Below are 16649 nucleotides of genomic sequence, written 5' to 3'. Positions count from 1 at the left end.
CTGCCGGCGAGAGCAGCAAGAGCCCCAGAGGCCTGAAGAACCTGATCACTGCGCTGCGGACGCACGGCGTGACCCGCCGCACGCTGCTGCTGGGAGTGGGCGGCGGGGTGGTGTGCGATCTGGTCACGGCCGCGGCGTCCCTCTACATGCGGGGTGTGCCGTACGCGCTGGTGCCCACCACGGTCCTGGCACAGGTCGACGCCGCGATCGGAGGGAAGGGAGGCGTCGACTTCGGCGCCGCGAAGAACCTGCTCGGCGCCTTCCACCATCCGGTCGGCGTCTACCTCGACCCGTCCCTGACCGCCACCCTCCCCGACCGTCAGATCCGCGCTGGTCTCGCCGAAGTGATCAAGGTCGCGTTGATCGCCAACCCGTCGCTCTTCGCCACGCTGGAGAAAACCGCGGACCCCCTGCCCACCGGGCAGGCGATGACCGCGATCGTGCGTCACGCCGTCGAGGCGAAGCTGCTGCTGCTGTCACCGGACCCGTACGAGCAGAAGGATCTACGGCGGCCGCTGAATCTCGGGCACTGCATCGGGCACCCCTACGAGGCAGCCACCGGCTACCGGATCCTGCACGGCGAAGCGGTCGCCGCCGGCATGGCGGTCGCGGCCGCGCACTCCTTCCTCACGGACGAGAGCACCACGCTCGAAGACCGCGACCGCATCCTGAACCTGCTGGCCGCCTACCACCTGCCCACCACCATCCCTGACGAGCTGAGGGACACCGTGTGGGAGGGCATGGACACCGTGCGCCGGATCCGCAACGGCCCCCTGCACCTCGTACTCCCGCACCGGCCCGGGCACTGCACCATCACCGACGACATCGACCGCCCCTCCTACGACAAGGCCCTCAACGACCTGGCGGCACGCCCATGAGCCCGACTCCACCGGCCCCGGCGTGGCTGCTCATCGAGGGAGGCGGCAGCCACACCTGGGTGAGCAACGCCCGCGGCGAAACGATCCTCACCACCGCAGAAGGGCCGTCCACCAACCCACGGTCGGTCGGCGAGGACCGCGCGGCCCACACTCTCATCGACCTCATCAACCGTGCCGGGAGGTCCCCGAACGCCGCGCCGATGGGCGTCATCGCCGCTCACGGCGCCGCCTCCACCCGAAGGGCGGCCGAAGACTTCGCCGCCCTGATACACCGGACCCTGGCCAACTCCGATGAGACGCCCGTGCCGGTGCTGGTGACCAACGACCTCACCCCGCTCCTCCTGTCAGCCCGAGGGCCGGTGTGCGTGACCAACTGCGGGACCGGCACCGGGTTCGCCGCGCGCAACGGCGACCGCTGGGCCCGTGTGTCCGGCCTGGAGTGGCTGCTGTCCGACGAAGGAAGCGGACACGACCTGGCAGTTCGCGGTCTGCGTGCCGTGATCCGGGCACTGGACGGGCGAGGCCCCAACACCACGCTCACCGGCCTGGCCCGTCTGTGGTGCGCGGACACGTCCCGGACGAGCGGTGATCTCGGCGCGGACCTGTTCACCCACGTCTACCGCACGGAGAGCACCAAGGCACACGTCGCGTCCTTCGCCCAACAGGTCCTGGAGGCCGCCGAAGACGGCGACCAGGTCGCCTGCCGGCTCGTGCAGGACGCGGCATCCGAACTGGCCGCCGGCGCCGCCGCCGCGTGCCGCGCGACGGCCATCTCCACCGGCACGAAATACACGCTGGTGCTGTCCGGATCACTGCTCACCGAAGCCACTCTCCTGCGCGGCCACTTCCTGGACTGGGTACACGACCACCTTCCGCCCGCCTCGCTCGCCACACACAGCTCCGAGAGCCGACCGTCCGACATGCTGCGGCTGCGCGACCTCTGGCTCACCACCGACGCGCTCGTGCCTCTGCGGGAAGCGATGCCAACGCACAGCGAGACGGCGCCAACCGCCGCCGCGGCGGTGCACGCATGAACGACGCCGTACCCGCGGCGGCGTTGTCGCTGGCCGACGTACTCCACCCGGTGCTCGACGAAGCGGCCGAAGAGATCGCCGCCTTCCGCCGCCGCGATCCGGCCCAGGTGGTCCGCCACAAGCGCAGCGTTCACGGTGGCACCGAGCCGGTGACCGAACTCGACCTGCGGCTGCAGGACATGCTCACCGACGCCCTCCGCCGAGCATGGCCCGACGTGCCGGTCGTCGCCGAAGAGCGCCGCCACCACACCCTTGAGGAGCTGCCCGAGGACTGCGTCCTCCTCGACCCGCTCGACGGCACCGACCCGTTCCTCAACGGCAGTACGCACTTCGCCATCACCGCCTGCCGCATCCAATCCGGGTTCCCCGTGCAGGGCATCGTCGACCTGCCCGCCCACCGCGTGCGTGTGGACGTCGACCGAGCCGCACTGAGCATCACCGGGGATGTCGAACGGCTGCCCTCGTTCGCCCCGGAAACCCTGCTGACCAGCCCCCGCCACCTCGAACGGGCCCGTCAGCTACTGCCCGGCCGTCCCGTCGCGGCCGTGCCCACCGCCAGCGTCAAGATGACGCTCGTGGCACTCGGCCGTGCCCGGGCCGCCGCCTATCTCCCAGGAGCACACGGCGGTGCCGCTCCCTGGGACTACGCCGGCGCCGCTCTGGCCGTGCACACCGCGGGCGGCAAGGCCATCGCGCCGGACGGCCGAGACCTCGCCCACAGCCGGCCCAGGATCCACCCCGGCTGGCTGGCCACCCGCCACGCACCAGCGGCGGCTGACCTCGCACCTCTCATGCACCCCCACTGCTGACGACACACGGAGACCCCTTTCCATGCGATCCGTCCCTTCCACCTCCGACGGCTGGCGCGGCCTGCCCGGCAGCGCCTTCGCCGAACCGCAACTACTGGCCGCCCTCAGCCACTGCGCCGACCAGGACGTCCTCGGCGACAACGTCCTCGTCGGCTACGACGGGCGGGCCGGCGCGCCCGAACTCGCCCAGCTCGCCGCCGACCTGCTCACCGAGCACGGCATCACCGCTCACCTGGCCACCGGCCCGGCACCCACCCCCGCCTGCGGGATCCTCGTACGCCAGGAACCGGCCCTGAGCGCGGCCGTCGTCATCACCGCCAGCCACAACCCGCCCGGCTACACCGGAATGAAGATCCGCGACGCCTCCGGACACGGCGCCGTCTGGCCCCAGCCCTCCGCCGACGCGACCACCGACCCCGGCCGACTGCCCCGCCACCGCCATCCGCACATCGACGTCCTCGCCCCTTACGCGGCATCCACCGGGAGCGCCCTCGCCGAGGCCGTCGCCCACTTCGACGCGCCGGTCCTGCTGGACGCGGCGCACGGCGCGGTCGGAGCCCTGGACGGCCACCTGGACGGAGTGACGTTCTGCCGCTCAAGGCTCCTGCCGTTCTTCGCCGGACACTCCCCCGACCCCGTCCCCCGGCCCCAGGCCGAACGCACCGCACGAGCCCTCCTGGACCAGGCAGCCGGCCCAGCGCTGCTGGCCATGACAGACGGAGACGGTGACCGCCTCGTGCTGTTCACCCGAGCCTCGGGATACATCGGCAGCCCGGAGCAGGCAGCCGCGCTGCTCTACGCAGGCCTGCGGGTCGACCGGCTCATCACCACGGCGGTCGCACCGCGCATGGCCGTCCGCGCAGCCAGACGAGCCCGCGCCGCCCTTCGCGTCACCGAGACACAGGTCGGCTTCAAGCACATCGTCGCCGCCTGGCAGAACGATCCCCGCCCTGCGCTCGGCCTGGAACCCAACGGTGCACTCGTCCACGTCACCGACGAGAGCGGGTACTTCGAACGCGACAGCCTCGCCGCCCTGACCACCCTGCTCACCGCGTTCCCCGCCCTGGAGGACCTGGACGACGCGATCGCCGATGTACGCCGTGCGCACCCGCACACCCAGCTCGTCCACACCGTGCCCGCCCCGCTGACGGACGTCCTGCACCAGTTGCCGGGGCTCCTGCCGGGCTGGCGGGCCGACCACTCCGGCGACCCGGTCGTCTACGACGACGGCGCGCACGGCCGGATCGCCGTGCGCGCCTCGGGAACGGAACCGGCCAGCCGTCTCTACATCGAGGCACCGACCCCTGTCGTCGAACGCCTCACCCAGTCACTGGGCGGCCCGCCGTTCAGCCTGTCTGCTTGAGCAGCCCTGCCGCTACGAGCCCGGCCAGGCCCATGTCCGCGTCGGTGTACTGACCGCCGAGGAGATGGGCCACATACTCCTCCTGCGGCAGAGTCACCGGCTCGACGAACTCCTCGGCGTCCAGGGTGGGTTCGGCGACCTTGCGGCAGTCCCTGGCCAGCACCGCATGCCGGACATGGGTGGCATACATCGCCAGGAAGGTCTGCATCACGACCTCCGCAGTTCCCGCCTGATAGCCGGTCTCCTCCAGGAGTTCACGGACCGCGGCGTCCACCACGTCCTCCCCCGGCCCGACGATGCCGCCGGGAAGCTCGGCCAGGACCTTGGCCGGCCCGGGCCGGAACTGACGGACCAGGATGCCCTGGCCGTCTTCGGTGAACGCCACCACGGCGACGGTCCGGGGACCCTCCAGGATGTCCCAGTCGGAGTCCTTGCCGCTGGGCTGGGTGTAGGTACGGCAGCGCACCTTCAGGTAGCCGGCGGGCTCGGGACGCTCACTCTTCAGCGTCCATTCCAGCGGATCGCGTTCATCAGTCACGTTTCGCACCTTATCCAACTCGTAGGGTGACAGTTCGTCGGGTGATGCCGCCCGCGGCCGGGATTCGAGCGTCGGGAGGCAGGAGTACCGTGGGCCGCGGCGCCCCGGCCGGTCAGGCGTGGATGATGCCCTGCCCGACGAGCTGCCTCCTCATCGTGCGGTACTCCTCCGGCGTGACCGGCCGTTGCCCACGCGCGTGCTTGGGCTTGCCGGCCTGCGAGGCCTCCGGCCACTCGTCGGCTGCGGGCAGCATGTCCAGCGCGGCGTGCGAGCGCGGCTTGGCCCGCGGGCCGCGCATGAACAGGGTCACGGTGCCGGGCAGCATCACGGTCTGGTGCACCAGCGGATGGCCCAGGGTGTAGCACGAGCCGGGGCGCTCAACGGTGATGAGGCCCGGCTGGAGGTCCTCCGCGGTGAACTCGCCTTCGCCGGCGTCGGTCCGCCGCCGCCAGACGTGGAGGTAGGCGCCCGCCAGAACGAGGGTGGTGAAGGTGTACTTGTGGTCGTGCGGGACCAGTTCGCGCGCCCCGGGCGACATGTGGAGGCGGATCTGGAAGCCGCGGGCGTCGTCCTGGTAGATGACGAGCCGGTTGATCAGCGGGTGGACCTCGCTCTCGGTCATCCGCTGCGGGTCGTGCTCGATCTCGCCGACGAGCTGTGTGAGGAGCGGGCGGTCGGCGCCGAGCCGGAGCAGGATCTCGCGGCTGCGCCGGTGGGCCAGGCGCAGGTCGCCGTCATCGAGGGCCGGCAAGTCGTCCAGCCAGTTGGTCGTCGTGATCACGAGGTCACCTGTGCGGTGGTCTCGTCGTCCGGCAGTGCGGCGGTCAGGATTCGCTGCGCCGTGCCGAGCGCCTCGCGGTAGCTGTGGGCCGTCAGGGGCGCGGAGCCTACGGCCGGGGCCAACGGGGTCCGGGCCAGTACGAGCTGGCAGCCGTCGCTGCTGGTCTCGATCGTGCGCAGGGTCCCTGGGTGGCAGGCGTAGATCGACTCCTCCCCGAAGGTGCGCACCAGCCACGGGTGGTCGTCCTCGACATCGCCGCGGTGCCGGTAGCACTCGACGTCGCTCGTGCCGGTGAGGGTCAGGGTGACAGTCTTCTCGGTCGCCTCTTCCGGGACCGGGCGGCCCTCGGCGGACAGGCGCAGGTAGAGCAGGCAGTCGTGTTCGGGGTCCTCGGCGAGCAGCAGGTGTGTGTGGCCGGGGGCGGTGAATGAGCGTCCGGCGAACTGAGGGTCGGCGCGGTCGATCAGGTCGAGGGCCTGGTGGACCGCGCCGGTTCGCCAGCTGCCCCGCAGGATGTCCGGGTTGTCGGGGACGTCGGCGGGTGTGCTGCCCTGGTCGAGCAAGGCGGCGACCGGGGCCAGTTGCGCGAGCGCGTGGGAGGTCAACTCGTGATCCTTCCGGAGGTGAGGACGCCCAGTCGCTCGAGGTCGGCGACGAAGGCGTGATATTCGGACAAGGACATGGGGCCGGACAGGCGGTAGCGCTGGTCCGTGGGAGAGCCGTCTTCGCCGTCGATGCGGGTGTCGTGCATGTCGGTGGCGGAGTTCCAGCGCGTCTGGCGTACCGGACCGCGCAGGAAGAGGGTGGTGGTGCCGGGGAAGACGGCGGTCTGGTGCACCAGGGAGTCGGAGAACAGGTAGGCGGCGCCGGGGGGCTCGACGGTGACCAGTCCGGGCGCCAGGTCGGCGGAGGTGAAGGGGCCGGTCTGGCGGCCGGCGGTGCGCCGGTTCCAGACCTGGGCGTATCCGCCGGTCAGGACGTGGACGGCGAAGGGGTACTTGTGGTCGTGCGGGATGAGTTCCAGCCGGCCGTCCTGGAAGACGTGCAGCCGCAGCTGCCAACGGTCGGCGCCGGTGGTGTCCTCGGCGAGGACCAGGCGGTTGATGAGGGGGTTCGTCTCACAGCGCGCCAGGCGGTCGGGGTCGGAGCCGATCGAGGTGACCAGGCTGGTCAGCAGCGCGCGGTCGTTGGCGAGCGCCCGCAGGACCGTGCGCGTGTCGGCCGCGCATTGGCGCGGGTTGTCCCAGTTGATGTGCTCCAGCGCGGTGGCGAGATCCGCTGGGGGCATGGGTGAGCGTCCTTTCCGGTGGCCTCCGTGGCGATACGGTGGCCACCTGAAGCCGGTGGCTACTGATCGAAGGGGACTTGGCGTGGCACTCAGGGCGCTTCGCGCGGCGTTGGAAGCGGTGTACGTGAGGCGCCTGGCTCGCAAGCTGGATGGCCTGCCCCGCCCGCGGCATGTGGCGATCATGCTCGACGGGAATCGCCGGTGGGCCCGGGGAGCCGGGCACGACGATCCGCGTGAGGGCTACCGCGTCGGCGGTGCGAAGGTCGGTGACTTCCTGCGCTGGTGTGACGCCGCCCGGATCGAGCACGTCACGCTGTGGATGCTCTCCGACGACAATCTTCACCGGCCCGCGGACGAGCTCGGTCCACTGATCGAGATCATCGAGGAGACGGTCCAGAGCATCTGCGCGGCCGAGGAGCAGTGGTGCATCGAGGTGATCGGTGCCCTGGACCTTCTGCCGGGCGAGAGCGCCGGTGTCCTGAAGGACGCGGCCGCCCGCACCTCCGGCCGCTCCGGGCTCAAGGTCGACGTCGCCGTCGGGTATGGCGGCCGCCGCGAGATCGTGGACGCTGTCAAGGCCGCCTTCGAAAAGCACACCGCCGCCGGCGGCGACCCGCGGGAGCTTGCGGAGAACTTCGACCTCGAGCACATCTCGGACAACTTGTACTCCCAGGCCGGCCGCGACACCGACTTCATCATCCGCACTTCCGGCGAGCAGCGGCTGTCGGGGTTCTTGCTGTGGCAGTCCGCCTACGCGGAGGTGCACTTCGTCGAGGTCCTGTGGCCCGCGTTCCGCCAGATCGACCTGCTGCGCGCGCTGCGCTCGTACGCGGCACGGGAGCGCCGCTATGGCCGGTGACTTCATACCAGGTGCGCCATCCGCGGGTCGGCGAGGATCGCGTCCACGGCCCGTTTGACGGAGCTCTCCTGGTCCTCGTCGTCGCTGGTGACGATCACGCACCGCCAGGGGGCGGCGACCTCCTCGAAGGCTTCCACTAGCCGGGTCTGCAGATCCAGATAGGCGTCCTTGCCCCTGCCGCTCCCGGCGGCGCCGTGGTGCTCCAGTCCTCCCAGGGCGCCGCGCTGGCCGATCAACCGGTCGTAGGCGCGGTGCGGAGAGCAGCGCACCAGGACGGGGATCGTGCGGGCCTCGTCGGGGCGCAGCACCATCGCGGCCGAGCGCAGCACGGTGGCGGCGGCCCGCGCGTGGCTGTCGTGGCGTGCCGTCCGCTGCGCGAGCAGGCACAGCTTGCTGACCATCTTCAGCGGGTGGGTCTCCTCGATGACGACCGTGCCCGCGTCCAGCTCCGGGTGGACGACGCTGGTGTAGTACATGAGGCTGCCGGCGATCTCACACAGCGCGGCCGCCGTGATGGCCTGCGGGTTGTTCGCCGCGATCCGGGAGGCGTCCAGCTGCTCCTCCAGCGCGCGGTCACGCAGGTCCGCGGGCGGGGAAGGCAGCAGGGCGCCCAGCGCAGTGCCGTCGGCGGCTTCAGCCAGGCTGTAGAGAGAGCGCAGGCCCGCGTCGTACAGCGCCCGGTTGGTGTCCGCGACGTGACCGGTAGGCTGGGCCCGCAGATAGTCCCGCCGGGAGAGGATACGGACGGGCTTGCCCTCGTCCGTGAGGCGTTGACGCACGGCGCGGGCGATGGTGCTTTTGCCCGAGCCGTCCGGGCCGAGGAATGTGATCACGGAGCCGGATCGGGTCATCGGCGGTGTGCCTCCCGGTAGTGGGTCAGGGCCTGGGTGAGGTGCTGGCGGGTGAAGTCGGGCCAGTAGTCGGGGGTGAACCACAGTTCGGCGCCGGCGCCGCCCCAGAGCAGGAAGCCGGAGCTGCGGCGTTCCCCGGAGGTGCGGATGAGGAGGTCCGGATCCGGCTGGCCGTTGCTGATGGCGTAGCTCAGGTCCTCGACGGTGAGTTGCTTGGCGGCCTCGTCGACCGGGATGCCCTCGCGTGCCCAGCCCCTCATGAGGCGGCGGACGGCGCTGGTGATCTCAAGGCGTCCTCCGTAAGCGATGGCCAGATTCACCGTCAGGGTGTCCGGCGCACTGGCAGTGGCCTGCTCAGCGTGTCGGACTGCCTCGGCCACGCGAGGAGGGAGAACGTCGCCTTCACCCAGATGACGGATGCGCCACCGGCCGGCCCATGACAACTGCAGCACCGCGGCGGTGATGATCTCCATCAGCGCTTCGACCTCGGCCGCGTCGCGGCGCAGGTTCTCGGTGGACAGCATCCACAGAGTGACCAGAGGTATCCCGTTGTCCTCGCACCAGGACAGGACCTGGGGGATCCGGCCGAAACCGATCCGGTGTCCGTCGGAGGCGGTCAGACCGTGTTCCTTCGCCCAGCGCCGATTGCCGTCCAGGACGATGCCGACGTGCCGCGGCCCGTCGGCGTTCACAGCAGCCGCTGGACGCCCCACACGGGAACGTCCCGGAAGAAGGCGACCGCGTCCGCTTCCGCCCATGAGGCCCATTGCTCGGCCTCGGTGCTGGCCAGCTCGGCGAAGCGGCGCATGTCGGCGAGGAGGCTCTGGTCGACACCGTGGGCGGTCACGATCTCGCGGACCTTGTCCACATCGGTCTCTGTCGCGCCGGCCTGGCCCAGCACCGAGGCGAGAACCTTCCTCTCGCTGTCCGAGGCAGCCAGGAGCGTGCGACGGATCAGGTAGGTCACCCGGCCGTCGGCGACATCAGCGGTGGCGGGCTTGCCGGTGACCTCTTCGCTGCCGAACAGCGACAGGTAGTCGTCGCGCATCTGCCCGGAGATCCCGAACGAGGTGGCGTAGCGGCGCAGCGCGGGTTCATGTTCCTTCGGGTCCTGCTCGGCGGCCAGCAGGCCGAGCTGCAGTGGCGCGAGCGCCGAGGACCGTGCGGCCTTGTAGTCGCACACCGAGTGCAGCAGGTCTTCGTCCGGGACGCCGAGGAAGTCCCGCTCGAGATCGAAGACCTGGCCGACGAACGTGCTCAGGCTCGCCTTGTTCTGAAGGGCCATCATCGTCTGGGCCAGCCAGGGTTCCAGCCCGGCGTCGGCGATCACCTGCTGGGACAGGACCAGAGCGAGGTCCCCGGCCAGTACGGCCAGGCCCAGGGCGTGCTGGGGGTGGCCGGGGAGCTTGTCCCGGTATGCGTAGTAGGTGGAGGGGCCCCCGCGGCGGGTAGCGGCGTTGTCGATGATGTCGTCGTGGATGAGGAGGTGGGCCTGGAGCAGCTCGATGCTCAGGGCCGCGATGTCCACGGCCTTCTCCGTCGTCGCACCGCCGGGCGCCAGGTTGGCGGCCTCGTAGGCGAACGCGACACGCTGCCGTTTCCCGCCCCGCAGGGCCAACTCCTCGACCATGCGCAGGCACTCGGGCGCGAAGCGGCTGAGTTCGGGGGCGTCGGCTGTCGCGTGCAGCTGCGCGAAGTACCTCTGGAAGAGGTCCTGGAACCGGTCGCGGTGCTGTGCGATCCGGCTGGCCATCTGCCGGGTGACTTCTTCGTCGTGGCTCATGCGCCCGTCAAAGCCCTTCTGCTCGAAAGAGGGGCACCGCGGGGCGCCCGGACTTCAGTCGACCGGCCCGGGGTGTAGCGCCACCAGCCAGATGGCTGTCGCGATGCACCCGCCACACCGTCCGCGGAGCTAGCCGCTCGCGGCACGTACGACTAGCTCGGTCACCGTCACGCCGGCAGGCCGGGTGACGACGTAGACGATCGCGTCCGCGACCTCGAGCGCGGCCAGGGCGGAGTCAGGGTCGGCTCCGAGATCCCGTGCGAGGGGTGTGTCAACGACGCCTGGCTGTACGACGCTTACCCGCACGCCGACGGGGGCGAGCTCCGCGCGCACAGCGTCGCTCCACGCGGTGACGGCGTGTTTCGTTGCCGCGTACACGCTGGCGTTCGGCTTGCTGTGCCGTCCGGCCGTTGATCCGACGGTTACGAGGTCTGCCGTCTTTCGTCCCCACGAGGCGGCGGCCGCGGCGGCAAGGTGCGGGAGCGCGGGCTGCGAGATGTTGAGGGTTCCGGTCAGGTTGGTGTCGACCAAGGCTTGCCAGCGGGCCGGCGCGTGAGCGGCAAAGGGGCCCAGTCGTGCTGTCCCCGCGCAGTTGACCAGCATGTCCAGTCGGCCGGTCGCGGCGGTGACCCGGGTGACGGCATGAGCTGCTTCGGCGGGGTCGGTGAGATCCGCTCGGACGGGGAAGGCCTCGCCACCGTCCGAGCGGATCTCGCTGCACACCAGTTCCAGGGCATCGGCGCGGCGGGCGAGGGCGGCCACGGTCGCCCCTCGCTGCGCCAGCCGGTGCGCTGTGGCCCGCCCGATCCCGCTGGACGCCCCGGTGACCAGAGCCACTGTCCCCACCAGATCAGGGTGCACCGAACTGCCTCCACCTCACACGACGCCCACCCCCGTCCGGGCGACCGAACGTACGGGAGCAGAACGGGTTCCCGGGCTGTGGCGCGTACATCGCCACACGTGCTCCCTGGCGCCGCCACAGGCGCGCCGGATGCACTGTCATCTCGCCCAAGAACGTTGTCAGGGTTCGCTGTTGGTGGCGCGACAAACCCTGACATCGACCCTGTCCAACGTTTTTGCTGGCAAGAGGAATGAACCACAAGGCTGTGAGCGTGAATGTCAGCGCTGCGGGAGGGAGGAGTGACATGCGGAGACCGCAAGTCCGGGTGACGGTGAACTCCCGTTGCAAGCGGAGCTGCTACTACTGCCGGCCGTCCGGGGAGGCCGTGGCCACCGCTCCGCAGTGGACGTACGCCACCGGCCAGATCTATCCCGTGGGGGCGGCACTCTGATGGTCGACGCCGTCCGTGCCCGGCAGTTGGGCATCGTGCACATGCTCCGCAGCCGCACCAACGTGCCCGCCAGCGAGCTGGCCGACCGCTTCGGCGTTACCGAACGCACCATCTACCGCGACATCACCGCTCTCACCGCTCACGGCATCCCCATCCAGGCTCAGCCGGGGAAGCTCGGCGGGTACCGGCTCTCTCCCGACACCGTTCTCGACCCGCTCACCATCGACTCCGACCACGCCCTGCGGCTGTACGTCCTGGGATTCCTTGACCCCGAGTTCGCCTCCGCCGAAGATCGCGCCCGCGCGGCCAGCATCAGCGACACCGTCCAAGAGGTCATCCGGCGCTTGGCCCAGCGCATCCACTTCGACACCGCCGACTGGTACTGGCGCGACGAGGGCTCCGGGCACCTTCCGATTCTGCACACCGCCATGCTCGCCGCGACCGCCGTCGAAGCCACCTGGCGCACGAAAACCGGGAGCCAAGAGACCGCTCTTCTCAAGCCCTACGGCGTGGTGTGGAAGGCGGGCGAGTGGCACATGGTCGCCGCCCGCGCCACCGGCGGCCCCGCCCGGTTCCGCCTCAACCTGGTCGAGCGGCTGGTTCCCACCGACCTGACCTTCGCCTACCCCGAGTCCTTCTCCGTCCACGACTGGTGGGCGCGGGCCATGGAGGACTACGGCAAGGGCGACGTACGCGTCACCCTGCACGTCACGGCTGCGGCACGCGACGAGATGCTGCGCCTGAGCCTGAAGCCCACCTCCCAGGTCCATGAACACGGTGACGGATCCCTGGCGATCATGATGTTCGTCGACCGGTGGGAGTGGCTGATCCCGCTGGTCAGCAGGTACGGCCCGGACGTCATCGTCTCCGAACCAGAAGAGCTGCGGGCGGCGATAGCCGGCCATCTGCGCCGAACCCTGGCCATCTACGACACCGCCGCGCCCCCGGGCCCAGCGCCGCCGGACGGACTCCTCGACGAGGCCTCCCGCCTGAGATCCACCCACGGCCGCCACCCAGGAGCATGATGTGAGCCCCCGCCACCTCGACCACGCCGACACCCTCGAACTGCCCGTCACCGGAGACGGCCCCTTCGGCTTCCTCCACACTCTCTGGAAGCCGTCCCACTACGCCACCGGGCTCGAGGCGCACACCGCCACCGGCTCCTGGCGGACGTTCCGGGCCGGCGGCCTCGTTTCCGGCGTACGCCTGCACTGCGAAGACCGGCTCGTCATCGCCGACGTCTACACCGACGGCGAGTACAAGCCCGCTCACCCGGAGCACCTGGTACGCCAGCTGACCGCCTGCTACGGCCTGGAGGAAGATCTCAGCCCGTTCACCGAACTCGCCTCCGCCGTGCCGCAGATGCGCGAGCCACTCCGAGCGCTGTCCGGCATGCGGCAGAGCTGCCCCGAAGACCACTTCGAGATCGCGGTGGTCGTCCTGCTCCTGCGGAACGTCACCGTCGCCCGCACCACCCAGATGACCCGCAATCTCCTCACCCACCACGGCCAGCTCGTCCACTTCGACGGCATCACTCTCCGGGCCTGGTTCACGCCCGAGGAACTGGCTCACGTCTCCGCCGAGACCTTCAAGGAGCAGGACCGCCTCGGATACCACGCCAAGACCCTGCCCCACGCTGCTTTCTTCCGTGATCACACCACCGAGGAACTCCAGAGGGCCGACGACCTCGTGCAGACCTTCCAGCAGATCAAGGGCGTCGGCCCCTACACCGCCGCGATCATGGCCTCCCACGCGTCCCGGAACAGCGACTCCTTGGGCCTGGACGTGTGGAACCGCAAGATCCTCGCCCGTCGGCTCCTCGACGCCGAAGACGCCGCGACGGAAGCCGTCACCCGCCGCCTGAGCGAGCTCTTCCCCGGCCACGCCTGGACCGCCGGCCTGTACTTCGTCGAGCGCGAGTACCTCGAGAGTCCCGTCGCGCCGCTCCTCGCCCCGGAGGGCGTTGACGCCTGGAATGAGGCCCTGGATCGCTCCGCCCCTGACCTGGCCCCGTCACTGTCCCGGCAGCGGCCCGACCGACGCTGCCGTCACAGGCATGCGTCCACGGCCGCGAGGACAAGTCCACGAACGGGTGACACGCCGCGTTCGAGTGCATCGTCCCCGCCCCCGGGCGCGGCCCCGGCGCCCACCACCCATCAATAGAACATTCGTCCAATACCTGCCCCCGACCAAGCCGTTACGGACCCCCCGCGGGGGGAGTTCTTAGAGCACCAGTACCCCTCACGCGCCCATATGGAGGACGCCATGAATCCCGTGCCCGCCCTTGCGCATCAGCCTTTCGGATTCGAACAGCGGCGGTCCTCGACTACTCCTCTCGCCCGCCACGCACAGAGGGTTGACTCCGTCGCCTACCGCTCAGCACGACCGGATACGAGGCGGACCGCATGAGCGGGCCCACCCATGCAGCGGCGTCCCGCCACGGCGGGCCCCAGACGCGTCGGCACGCCCCTTCGTCGCTGTCGCCCGCCACCCACGACGGTGGCCGACGGGCGCGCAGCCGGTCTGTCCCGGCAGCACGGAACGCGGTCACCGGGAGCCGGCCGTGACCGATCCGTTGCGTCCGGCCGCACCGAGCGCCCGATCCGTACCGCACGCACGTACCGAGCCCCTGCCGCTCCCTCCGGCATCTGCCCCGCCCTCGCCCGAAGGCGCGGAGCTTGGTGACGAACTCAAGGATGCCTACTGGTCGACCTGGGATGGTGAGGCATCCCGCACCAGCATGTGGAAGATCTTCGCCAAGCTCCCCGCGATCATCCGCCGCGTATTGGGGATGGCGTGGCGCGCCGACGCGCGGGCCACCTCGGCCGTGATCGTCCTGCAGCTGGGTTCGGCGGCGATGGCGGCGTTCGGGCTCCTGGCCTCGATCGGTGTCCTGCAGGCCCTCTTCGCCCAGGGCGCCACGCCGGACCGGATCCGCGCCGCGTTCCCGTCCCTGGCTCTGGTGGCCGGGCTGCTGATGTTCCGTGCCGTGCTCGATGCCGGGGTCGCCTTGTATCAGGCCCGGCTGACACCGAAGATCCGCCGCATTGTCGAGATGGATTTCCTTCGCCTGGCGGCCCACGTGCGGCTTGAGGCCGTCGACGACGCGAACTGGGCGGATGACTCCAACCGTGCCAACGACCGGGGGCTGTACTACGCGCGCCAGTCCATTACCCAGATCTTGGAACTCGCGTCCGCGCTGCTCGGGCTCATCGGTGCCGCCTCTGTGCTGACCGTGCTCCACCCCCTTCTCCTGCCGCTGCTTCTCGCCTCGGTGATTCCGCAGGGGCTCGCCTCGGTGCGCTCCGCTCGCATGCGGTTCCTCAGCCAGGTTCGCTATAGCACGCTTCAGCGGCGCATCCGGCTGTTCACCTGGCTGCTGCTGGACCGGGACGCTGCCGCGGAGCTGCGCTCATCGACCGCGCAGTCGGCGTTGCTGGGCGAGCACGAACGCATCGCCCGGCGGATCGAGGAGGAGGACACTCGGCTGGGGCGGGCCGAAGCCCGCACGGCGCTGTTCGGCCGAGCAGTCGGCGGTGTGGCCACCGGCCTGACCTACGCCGCGCTCGCCTGGATGACGATCGAGGGCTGGCTGCCGCTGGCCTCCGGCGGCGGCGCCGTCCTGGCAATCCGGGCCAGCCAGGGAACCCTGAACCGGATCGTCCTCGCGACGCACTACGTGTACGAGCACGCCCTGTGGGTGTCGGACCTGTACACCTTCCTGGAGAAGTGCCGCACGCTGCTCCCACGCCGCACCGGGCTCGCCGCACCCGGCCAGGTCGAGACGATCAGCATCGCGAACGTCGCCTACACCTACCCCGACGGGAAGAAGCCCGCGCTCAACGGCGTGTCCCTGGAACTGACCGCAGGCTCCACCGTCGCGTTCGTGGGGGCTAACGGCTCGGGCAAGTCCACGATGTCCAAACTGATCGCCGGATTGTACGAGCCGACGGCCGGCAGCATCACCTGGGACGGCACCGACGTGCTGACGATGGACGCCGAAAGCGTGCAGGCCCAGGTAGCCATGGTCCTCCAGGACCCAGTGGAATGGCCGCTCTCGGCCCTCGCGAACATCACCATCTCCACCGGGACGATCACGCAGGCCGATCCGGAGCGGGCACACGAGGCCGCGACGGCATCCGGCGCTGACCGGGTCATTGCCGGGCTGCGCCAGCAGTGGACGACCCCGCTCTCGAAGCGGTTCAAGGACGGCGAAGAACTCTCCGGCGGGAACTGGGCGAAGTTCGCCGTGGCCCGCGGTCTCTACAAGGACGCCGCGGTCCTCCTGCTCGACGAGCCGACCGCCAGCATGGACCCGCGTGCCGAGCACGCCGCCTACACCGCTGTGCTGCGCGGCCGCCGTCGCGCGGACCGCATCACCATCCTGATCTCCCACCGGCTGGCCAGCGTGATCGAGTGCGACAGGATCTTCGTGTTCCAGGACGGCCAGATCATCGAAAGTGGTGATCACACCTCGCTGATGGCCCAACGCGGCGAGTACCACCAGATGTTCACCCTCCAAGCCGCCGCCTACCAGGCCGAGGCTCCGAGCAGGAACGGGGACAGCGGATGAGCGCCGCCGACAGGCGGATCGTGCCCGCCCCACGCACTGAATGGCCGGAACACTTCGAGGACCACCTGGCCGGGATCGACTGCCCTATCTGCACCAACGACTTCACCGCCGAGGACATCGGTTGGGGCCTGCTGATCAACAAGGGCCCGTTCGCCAACGCCTACCTGTGGCGCAGCGGTCAAGTCCGCGGCTATGTGGTGGTGATCTTCACCGCGCGGCACGTCGCCGAGCCGACCGCGATGACCTCCGCTGAAGCCGCAGGATTCTGGAACGAGGCGCTGGCCGCCGGTCGCGCGGTGGAGCAGTACTACCGCCCGCTGAAGCTCAACTACCAACTCCTCGGCAACGCCGTGCCACATGCCCACTTCCACATCACGCCCCGGCGCTCTGCTGGCCAGGATCCGGCGCCCGGCGGCCCGCTCCCTTTCGACGTCCTCGATCACGGCCGTCAGGACGAGGAGCAGTTGCAGTCCGACGCCCGGGGCCTGCGCGAGCTGCTGGGCTGCACTGGGTCCTCGGTGGTGTCACGGTGAGCGTGGAATCCACCGTGACGGTGGTGGCGGGATTCCTGGCGCTGTACTACCGCATCATCCCGACCGA

Annotated in this window: 18 protein-coding genes; 10 read left to right on the top strand and 8 right to left on the bottom strand. The window is 70.2% G+C overall.

Annotated elements, in window-relative coordinates; genetic code table 11:
- From ABZ896_RS30610 to ABZ896_RS30595, 4 genes are all read left to right on the top strand, one after another.
- Positions 1-878, top strand: an 878-nt coding sequence (locus ABZ896_RS30610; RefSeq protein ID WP_360936186.1) for a 3-dehydroquinate synthase family protein, incomplete at its 5' end; no start/stop codon positions are given.
- On the top strand, positions 875-1912 hold the full coding sequence (locus ABZ896_RS30605; RefSeq protein WP_360936184.1) for a BadF/BadG/BcrA/BcrD ATPase family protein: 1038 nt from the start codon (positions 875-877) through the stop codon (positions 1910-1912). The genes ABZ896_RS30610 and ABZ896_RS30605, both read left to right, overlap by 4 nt.
- Positions 1909-2721, top strand: coding sequence for an inositol monophosphatase family protein (locus ABZ896_RS30600; RefSeq protein WP_360936183.1), 813 nt, complete (start codon positions 1909-1911; stop codon positions 2719-2721). The genes ABZ896_RS30605 and ABZ896_RS30600 overlap by 4 nt, the downstream gene beginning before the upstream one ends.
- A gap of 22 nt (positions 2722-2743) precedes the next feature.
- Positions 2744-4084, top strand: a complete 1341-nt coding sequence (locus ABZ896_RS30595; protein WP_360936181.1) for a hypothetical protein — start codon at positions 2744-2746, stop codon at positions 4082-4084.
- Here the strand turns inward: ABZ896_RS30595 and ABZ896_RS30590 are convergent.
- The 4 genes from ABZ896_RS30590 to ABZ896_RS30575 form a co-directional block, all read right to left on the bottom strand.
- Entirely contained in the window at positions 4068-4622 is a 555-nt protein-coding gene (locus ABZ896_RS30590) for an NUDIX hydrolase (protein ID WP_360936179.1), read from the bottom strand. The genes ABZ896_RS30595 and ABZ896_RS30590 overlap by 17 nt on opposite strands.
- 112 nt (positions 4623-4734) lie before the next feature.
- Positions 4735-5403, bottom strand: a complete 669-nt coding sequence (locus tag ABZ896_RS30585; protein ID WP_360936177.1) for a hypothetical protein — start codon at positions 5401-5403, stop codon at positions 4735-4737.
- Positions 5400-6008 carry a hypothetical protein gene (locus ABZ896_RS30580; RefSeq protein WP_360936175.1) on the bottom strand — a complete coding sequence of 203 codons (609 nt, stop codon included), beginning with the start codon at positions 6006-6008 and terminating at the stop codon, positions 5400-5402. Before ABZ896_RS30580 ends, ABZ896_RS30585 begins: the two co-directional genes overlap by 4 nt.
- Entirely contained in the window at positions 6005-6691 is a 687-nt protein-coding gene (locus ABZ896_RS30575; protein WP_360936173.1) for a hypothetical protein, read from the bottom strand. The genes ABZ896_RS30580 and ABZ896_RS30575 overlap by 4 nt, the downstream gene beginning before the upstream one ends.
- An 82-nt stretch (positions 6692-6773) precedes the next feature.
- Here ABZ896_RS30575 and ABZ896_RS30570 point away from each other — a divergent pair, with 82 nt between their 5' ends.
- On the top strand, positions 6774-7550 hold the full coding sequence (locus ABZ896_RS30570) for an isoprenyl transferase (protein WP_360936171.1): 777 nt from the start codon (positions 6774-6776) through the stop codon (positions 7548-7550).
- Between the two features lie 2 nt (positions 7551-7552).
- Here ABZ896_RS30570 and ABZ896_RS30565 read toward each other — a convergent pair whose 3' ends face one another.
- From ABZ896_RS30565 to ABZ896_RS30550, 4 genes are all read right to left on the bottom strand, one after another.
- On the bottom strand, positions 7553-8401 hold the full coding sequence (locus tag ABZ896_RS30565) for a hypothetical protein (protein ID WP_360936169.1): 849 nt from the start codon (positions 8399-8401) through the stop codon (positions 7553-7555).
- Entirely contained in the window at positions 8398-9093 is a 696-nt protein-coding gene (gene uppS, locus ABZ896_RS30560) for a polyprenyl diphosphate synthase (RefSeq protein WP_360936167.1), read from the bottom strand. The genes ABZ896_RS30565 and uppS overlap by 4 nt, the downstream gene beginning before the upstream one ends.
- A complete protein-coding gene (locus ABZ896_RS30555) occupies positions 9090-10184 on the bottom strand; it encodes a polyprenyl synthetase family protein (protein WP_360936165.1) in 1095 nt (364 codons plus the stop codon). The genes uppS and ABZ896_RS30555 overlap by 4 nt, the downstream gene beginning before the upstream one ends.
- A 129-nt stretch (positions 10185-10313) precedes the next feature.
- Positions 10314-11030: an SDR family oxidoreductase gene (locus ABZ896_RS30550; RefSeq protein WP_360936163.1), complete on the bottom strand. Its 717-nt coding sequence runs from the start codon at positions 11028-11030 to the stop codon at positions 10314-10316.
- A 299-nt stretch (positions 11031-11329) separates the two neighbouring features.
- On the opposite strand from ABZ896_RS30550, the gene ABZ896_RS30545 reads away from it, so the two are divergent.
- The 5 genes from ABZ896_RS30545 to ABZ896_RS30525 all read left to right on the top strand — a co-directional run bounded on the left by ABZ896_RS30545 (position 11330) and on the right by ABZ896_RS30525 (position 16582).
- Positions 11330-11476: a hypothetical protein gene (locus ABZ896_RS30545; protein WP_360936161.1), complete on the top strand. Its 147-nt coding sequence runs from the start codon at positions 11330-11332 to the stop codon at positions 11474-11476.
- Complete coding sequence (locus tag ABZ896_RS30540) at positions 11476-12501, top strand: WYL domain-containing protein (protein WP_360936159.1); 1026 nt, start codon at positions 11476-11478, stop codon at positions 12499-12501. Before ABZ896_RS30545 ends, ABZ896_RS30540 begins: the two co-directional genes overlap by 1 nt.
- Position 12502: 1 nt before the next feature.
- Positions 12503-13639 (top strand): hypothetical protein, encoded by a 1137-nt coding sequence (locus tag ABZ896_RS30535; RefSeq protein ID WP_360936158.1) that lies wholly within the window; start codon positions 12503-12505, stop codon positions 13637-13639.
- Between the two features lie 400 nt (positions 13640-14039).
- Complete coding sequence (locus ABZ896_RS30530) at positions 14040-16049, top strand: ABC transporter ATP-binding protein (RefSeq protein WP_360936156.1); 2010 nt, start codon at positions 14040-14042, stop codon at positions 16047-16049.
- Positions 16046-16582: an HIT domain-containing protein gene (locus ABZ896_RS30525; RefSeq protein ID WP_360936154.1), complete on the top strand. Its 537-nt coding sequence runs from the start codon at positions 16046-16048 to the stop codon at positions 16580-16582. Before ABZ896_RS30530 ends, ABZ896_RS30525 begins: the two co-directional genes overlap by 4 nt.
- The last annotated feature ends 67 nt before the right edge of the window (positions 16583-16649 follow it).

The sequence above is a fragment of the Streptomyces sp. NPDC047072 genome, from assembly GCF_040643855.1.
Classification (GTDB): Bacteria; Actinomycetota; Actinomycetes; order Streptomycetales; family Streptomycetaceae; genus Streptomyces.
Note: the sequence above shows the minus strand (reverse complement) of the source record. Positions and strands in the feature narration are given on the sequence as shown.